The following is a 6,237-nucleotide window of genomic DNA, read 5'->3' as shown; positions in this document are numbered from 1 at the left end:
CCAATGGTACTGCGTCTCAAGACGTGGGAGAGTAGGTAACTGCCAAACCTAGTAAACGCAATCTGTCTCTATACTATCAATTGAATGGCGCGGGGTGGAGCAGCCCGGTAGCTCGTCAGGCTCATAACCTGAAGGTCGCAGGTTCAAATCCTGCCCCCGCAACCAGCTTCAGCAAAAAGCCGCACCCAAAAGGGTCGCGGCTTTTTGCTGTCCAAAATACAGGCCAACAAGAGGTCTGACCTGGCTTTGACCTGCCACGGGATTTATCCTCCACCGTCGATGAGAGTCCGCCCCGACTTGAGGACGGACAATGAAGCGAACGAGATTCACGGACGAGCAGATCATCCACTGCCCGGCAGGCGCATTCGCAGAATGCTGCCGAGAGGGGGCATTCTGGCTGAGCACGAGGCAGGCGCAAAGTGCGCGGACCTGTGCCGCAAGACCCCAGCCGACTACGCGCAGACCCTGACCATCGCAATCGCCCGCCCCGCTGCGCGAGATGAAAGCTCCGCGCGTCGGGCGATTGCTCAACCCGCGCCAACCGGCGTAAATACCAACCGGGCTCCGGTCGCGGCTGGATGAAAGTTCAGTGGCAGGTCAAAGCCCCCTGGACATGACGAGAGATGCGGGTCTCCCGCAGAGGTAGACCCGTTTATCACTATTGCTAATAGTGTTAAACGGAAAGAGTCCGCGCTGGGGCGAAGTGGCGGGGCAGGGCGCAGTCCGGGCTTCCATGTTTAACAGTATTCGAGCAATCTGTTCAACATGCCCGAAATGCGCCTCCACGATCCCCGCGGTGACCGGCCCCCCGCTGGTCCCTCGCTCATGACGAGAGTCTGCGGGTTTGATTTTGGTAGTCGTCAGTTTCGGGCTTGGCAAGCGCGGAGCCCTGAAATAGCTCAAGCGCCTGCCGCGCTTGCCTGGGCGTTTTGTTCCCCAGCGAAGAGTGCGGCCTGACGTTGTTATAATCGTAGCGCCACAGCGCCAGCTTGCGGCGGGCATCGTCCAGGGTATCGAACAGCTCTTCATTGAGGAGTTCGTCCCGCAGGCTGCCGTTGAATGACTCGATGAAGGCATTCTGCTGCGGTTTTCCGGGGTCGATGTAGTGCCAATCCACGCCGTTCCCATCGGCCCATTTCAGGATTGCCCTGAATAGCCCCGAGTATCGTGGACGCCTTCTTCGCTAATTTTGAGGCAAGGAGGCCATGATGAGCAGCAGCAAGTTCAGCGATGAGTTCAAGCGGGACGCGGTCGCGCAGATCACCGAGCGAGGCTACCCGGTCAGGGAAGTGTCGGAGCGTCTGGGGGTCAGCGCGTATTCGCTCTACGCTTGGAAGAAGAAGTTCGCGAAGGCGTCATCGGGAGAGGCGGAGAAGGACACCGAGATCCGTCGGCTCAAGCGTGAACTCCTGAGAGTGACGGAGGAGCGGGATATCCTAAAAAAGGCGACCGCGTATTTCGCCAGGGATGCAAAGTGAGATACGCGTTCGTGGCCGAGCATCGCGGACAGTTCTCTGTCAGGGCCATGTGCCGTTGCCTGCGCATACAGCCGAGCGGGTTCTACGCGTGGCTGAAGGCACCGCTGAGTAAGCGTGCCCAGGAAGACGCCCGCCAGACCGAGATGCTGAAGGAGGCCTGGGTCGAAAGCGGCAAGGTCTATGGGCACCGCAAGCTTCACGACAATCTTCTCGAGCAGGGTGAAAACATCTGTCTGAACCGCGTTGCGCGCCTGACCAAGTTGGCCGGGATCACGGCGCAGATCGGCTACAAGCGCCGTCCAGGCAAGTATGGTGGTAAACCCTCGGTCGTGGTCGACAACACCCTGGATCGGCAGTTCGACGTGGAGGTGCCGGACAAGGTCTGGGTGACCGACATCACCTACATCCGGACGCAGGAGGGCTTCGCTTACCTGGCGGTGGTCATCGATCTGTTCTCACGCGGCGTGGTCGGATGGTCCATGCAGTCGCGCCAGACGACTGACGTCGTGCTCCAGGCTCTGCTCATGGCCACATGGCGGAGGAAGCCGAAGGCCAAGGTGCTGATCCATTCGGATCAGGGCAGCCAGTTCACAAGCATGGACTGGGCCGCTTTCCTGAAAGCCCACGACCTCGAGCATTCCATGAGCCGGCGCGGCAATTGCCACGATAACGCCGTCGCCGAGAGCTTCTTCAACCTGCTCAAGCGCGAAAGGATCAGGCGCCGCACCTACCGGACCCGCCAAGAAGCGCGGCGGGACGTGTTCGACTACATCGAGATGTTCTACAACCCGAAGCGCAAGCACGCGCGGAACGGAATGTTGTCGCCCGCCGACTTCGAGCGGCAGCAGAAACTGAGACACGAAGGCGTCTAAGAAACTCGGGACTATTCACCCGGCTGGTGAATTCAGTGCCGTTGTCACTGACAATGCAAGTGGGTTTTCCGTAAACCCGGACGAGGGCGTCCAGCTCCCGGGCAACGCGCTCACCTGAAATGCTGGTGTCCGCCGCCAGGCACAGGTTTTCCCGGCAGCAGTCATCATTCACGGCCAGGATGGGGAACTTCCGCGAGGCACCAAAGCTGTCAGCCAGGAAGTCCAGAGATCCCATTGCCCGGCAGGCGATTGCGAGGCAATCTGCCGAGAGGGGGCGCTGGTTGGGCTGTGTGGCTTGGGGCATCGGCGTGCGCGAGCCCCGGGCGCGCTTGCGGCTCCGCCGCCGCTTCACCGCGAGGCCTTCTTCGCGGTAGAGGCGGTAGAGTTTCTTGTGGTTCATGATCATGCCTTTGCGCTCGAGCAGCACGCCGATCCGCCGGTAGCCGAACCGGCGGCGTTTGCCATGATCCCGCATTGCATTGAGCGCTGCCTCTCGCCGCTCTTTCGGTGCCGTCAGCTTTTTCCCAGCAGATCTTTCAAAACCACATTGTCGAGCATCGTGTCGGCCAGCAGCCTCTTCAGCTTGGCGTTCTCATCTTCGAGCGTCTTCAGCCGCGCGGCCTCCGATACCTCCATGCCGCCATATTTGGACTTCAGCTTGTAACAGGTCGCCGGGCTCAGGCCGTGCCGGCGGCACACCTCCGCTGTCGGCATCCCGTTCGGCGCTACGATTGATCCACTAGATCAATCGCTTAACGCTTGAACCCTGCTCTTTGATCATCCCGATGATTTGCGCCTCGGTGAAACGGCTCTTACGGATTCGCCTGCTCCTACATAGGTTGGGCAGACCCTACTTCATGGTGAGGGAATTTGCGGGGGGCAGGTCACCGCTTTTGACCCTCAGAGTGTTAGATATGTGTTAAATATAGTGTTACGCTCGGATTTATCCCGATTTATTCCTTTATTATCAAATGGTTCTTACAATGCCCTGTGTGTAAAGTGGTGATTCTCCGTGTGTAAAGTGGTGATTCTCCGTGTGTAAAGTGGTGATTCTCAAGCGGGCTTTCCGCTTGATGGATTTCACGGTAGGGGTGGGCTCCGCCCGTCAAGCCAGAAGCCTTTTCGTGACCTGTGTGTGAAGTGTCGTTTACCCCTTGGCGTGTGTGAAGTGTCGTTCTAGGGTGACCTGTGTGTGAAGTGTCGTTTTCCGCACAGATACCGCCCGAAAAGGACCCGCCATGGCCGACCACTCGCCGCTTCTGCCCGACCGCCATCCCCAAGGTGACTTTTTCGTCTGCGACATTCTCGATGCCGCGCCGAAAGGCGACGTGGCGTCGATGGAACACCCGATCTTCTCGCTCTCGACGAAGCCTGACACCCGCCCGCGCAAATACGAGCACAACGGCATGACCGTCGAAATCAAGCCTTCCATCGACGGACTGGCGACGGTGCACGACCGGGACGTGCTGATCTACTGCATTTCCTCGCTCATCAAGGGCATGAACAAAGGCAAGGAGCCGCAGCAGGTGATCCGTTTCCAGGCCGCGGACCTGCTGAAGGCGACCAACCGCATGACTACGGGGCGTGGTTACAGCCTGCTCAAGGCGGCGATGGAGCGGCTGGCAGGCACGCGGATCTCCACCAACATCAACACCGGCGGGCAGGAGATCTTCGAGACCTTCGGTCTCATCGAGCGGGCGCGGATCGTGCGCGAAACACGCGACGGGCGGATGCAGGAGGTCGAGGTCAAACTTTCCGACTGGGTGTTCAACGCCATCCGCGCGCAGGAGGTCCTGACGCTTTCGCGCGAGTACTTCCGCCTGCGCAAGCCGCTGGAACGGCGCATCTACGAACTGGCGCGCAAGCACTGCGGGCGGCAGAAGGAATGGCGCGTTTCGATGGAGGTTCTGCAGAAGAAATGCGGTTCCGGCTCCACACTCAGGGAGTTCCGCCGGCTGGTTGCCGCCATCGCCAAGGAGGACCAGGAATACAACCATATGCCGGACTACCGCATCCGCATCGACGAGGAGAGGGACCATCTGGTTGCCGGCTCTCGCGGGACCTTGGGGCCGGGGGCCGGCGCTGCGATTTCGATTCCTCCGCTCGACCCGGACGTTTACGATATGGCCCGCGCGGCGGCGCCGGGTTGGGACGTGCGCATGATCGAGGCGGAGTGGCGTGACTGGGCCACGGAGATGCCACGCAACCCGGAGATGGCCTTCCTCGGATTCTGCCGCAAGTGGGCAGCGCGCCGCGGAACGCCATGAGCGGACCTGACCACCCCTGATCTACCATAAGGTCCCCCGGGGTAGGGTAGCCGATGGTACCTGAGGGCGACGGGGCAGCCCGTGCCGGGGAGCCGAATGTCTCAGGAAGACAATTTCACCTCGGCCCTCCCCTGCAAAGGTCAAGTCCAAGATACCCATGGGTAACGTTAGGTACCATGCGGTAGGCTACCCTACCGTAGTGGACGGTTCCCCTTGGTAGGCTACCCTAGCCTATGCTAAGGTTCCGGCACACGGTGCGCGTGACGCGCCGAAAGAACACGAGCAGTCAGAAACAGCATACAGGACTCCAGCCATGCCGGTGATCGCATTCGCCAACTCGAAGGGGGGCAGCGGCAAGACGACCAGCGCACTCCTCCTTGCCCAAGCCCTTGCCGCCCACAGGCCCACCACCCTGATCGACGCCGATCCCCGGCATCCGATCACCACCTGGGCGGAAAAGCCCGGCAAGCCCGAGGCGCTGACGGTGGTGACCAACGCCTCCGAGAAAACCATTCTCGACGAGATCGAGGAGGCAGCGGCGCGCGATCCCTTCGTCATCATTGATCTGGAGGGCACCGCCTCGCGCCTGATGTCCTACGCCATTTCTCAATCCGATCTCGTCGTCGTTCCAATGAAGGAACAGCAGCAGGACGCGCTTGCCGCACTGGACGTGATCCAGGAAATTCACCGGGACATGAAGGCCACCCGGCGCCGCATCCCCTATGCCGTGCTTCTCACCCAGAGCCGCGCGGCGGTGAAGTCGCGTACCGCGCGGCACATTGCGGCGCAGTTCCGCGACAACACCCATATCGATTGCTTCACCACGGAAATCCACGAACGCGACGCCTTTGCCGCGATGTTCTCCATGGGGGGCGCGGTCGCGGACATGTCGCCAGAGCTGGTCAACGGGCTCGACAAGGCGCTGGAGAACGTGGAGGCGTTCCGGGCAGAGGTCATAGGCAAGCTGCGCGCCATCCGGGACGGCCAGGAAACCGACCAGGCGGGGAGGGCCGCGTGATGGCCGGCGACCGCGAAGCCCTGAGCATACCGAGCTTCGACGAAATGGACGATTTCGCGCCGCGATCCGACCGGATGCAGCGGGATCGGGGACAGGAAGGGCGGGTGGAGCCGACTCCCGCCCCGCAGCCCGTCCCCCGCGCCGCCGACACCCGTCGTGCAGTCGATGCAGTGTCACAGTTCCCCTCGCGGGAGGCGGCATCCGACGGACAACTGAACCTCAAGGGGCCACGCACCGTGCTCGACCGCTTCCGAAAGCTTTGCCGGGACGACCGTCGGGCCTATTACGATATGCTGGAGATCCTGATGGACAGCTTCGAGCAGCGGCAGGGCGGGGACGTTTGAACGTGAGCGCCTGACCGTCGGATATCTTCTTATCCCGGTTACCCCAGCACCCGAAGCGGGACCACCAGATCCCGTCCATGTTCTGCGCAGGGGTCTTATTGCTCCAAAGAGACCGCCTGTCCCGCTGTATCAAGGGGTAAGTCCCTGTCCGACGTCTGTGTCGAGCCCCGTTCAACGGAGGCCCCTCCCTGACGTTTGGGCATTGGGATTTTTTTGAAGAAATCGCTTGCGCCTTTTGTTTGGTGGTCGTAGATACGC

Annotated in this window: 4 protein-coding genes, 1 tRNA gene and 3 pseudogenes; 6 read left to right on the top strand and 2 right to left on the bottom strand. The window is 61.0% G+C overall.

Annotated features, from left to right (window positions below; genetic code table 11):
- Positions 1–88: 88 nt before the first annotated feature.
- Both J5474_RS22320 and J5474_RS22315 read left to right on the top strand, forming a co-directional pair.
- Positions 89–165: transfer RNA gene (locus tag J5474_RS22320), tRNA-Met, on the top strand.
- 273 nt (positions 166–438) lie between these two features.
- Positions 439–582, top strand: a pseudogene (locus J5474_RS22315) (IS3 family transposase); the annotation flags it as partial.
- Positions 583–823: 241 nt separating this feature from the next.
- Here the strand turns inward: J5474_RS22315 and J5474_RS22310 are convergent.
- Positions 824–1,150, bottom strand: a pseudogene (locus J5474_RS22310) (integrase core domain-containing protein); the annotation flags it as partial.
- Between the two features lie 58 nt (positions 1,151–1,208).
- Here J5474_RS22310 and J5474_RS22305 point away from each other — a divergent pair.
- Positions 1,209–2,350 (top strand): IS3 family transposase gene (locus J5474_RS22305; protein ID WP_209364202.1). Its coding sequence is split into 2 segments (ribosomal slippage): positions 1,209–1,449 and positions 1,449–2,350, totalling 1,143 coding nucleotides; the frame shifts between segments, so codons are not numbered across the junction.
- A gap of 19 nt (positions 2,351–2,369) precedes the next feature.
- On the opposite strand, the pseudogene J5474_RS22300 reads toward J5474_RS22305, so the two are convergent.
- Positions 2,370–3,170 (bottom strand): annotated as a pseudogene (locus J5474_RS22300) (transposase); the annotation flags it as partial.
- 418 nt (positions 3,171–3,588) lie between these two features.
- Here J5474_RS22300 and J5474_RS22295 point away from each other — a divergent pair.
- The 3 genes from J5474_RS22295 (at position 3,589) to J5474_RS22285 (ending at position 5,979) form a co-directional block, all read left to right on the top strand.
- Positions 3,589–4,617, top strand: a complete 1,029-nt coding sequence (locus J5474_RS22295) for a replication initiator protein A (RefSeq protein WP_209364201.1) — start codon at positions 3,589–3,591, stop codon at positions 4,615–4,617.
- A 313-nt stretch (positions 4,618–4,930) separates the two neighbouring features.
- Positions 4,931–5,635 carry a ParA family protein gene (locus tag J5474_RS22290; protein WP_209364199.1) on the top strand — a complete coding sequence of 235 codons (705 nt, stop codon included), beginning with the start codon at positions 4,931–4,933 and terminating at the stop codon, positions 5,633–5,635.
- The gene (locus J5474_RS22285; protein ID WP_209364198.1) at positions 5,635–5,979 is read left to right on the top strand and encodes a hypothetical protein; all 345 of its coding nucleotides are present in this window, start codon (positions 5,635–5,637) and stop codon (positions 5,977–5,979) included. Before J5474_RS22290 ends, J5474_RS22285 begins: the two co-directional genes overlap by 1 nt.
- Positions 5,980–6,237 lie beyond the last annotated feature (258 nt).

This window comes from Sagittula salina (genome assembly GCF_017813235.1).
Lineage (GTDB): Bacteria > Pseudomonadota > Alphaproteobacteria > Rhodobacterales > Rhodobacteraceae > Sagittula > Sagittula salina.
This window is presented reverse-complemented; position numbering and strand designations above follow the sequence as displayed.

What these genes read in the sequence shown, in the direction of transcription:
- J5474_RS22290 (WP_209364199.1), top strand. Translation starts at nt 4,931, where the DNA reads ATGCCGGTGATCGCATTCGCCAACTCGAAGGGGGGCAGCGGCAAGACG.
- J5474_RS22295 (WP_209364201.1), top strand. Translation starts at nt 3,589, where the DNA reads ATGGCCGACCACTCGCCGCTTCTGCCCGACCGCCATCCCCAAGGTGAC.
- J5474_RS22285 (WP_209364198.1), top strand. Translation starts at nt 5,635, where the DNA reads ATGGCCGGCGACCGCGAAGCCCTGAGCATACCGAGCTTCGACGAAATG.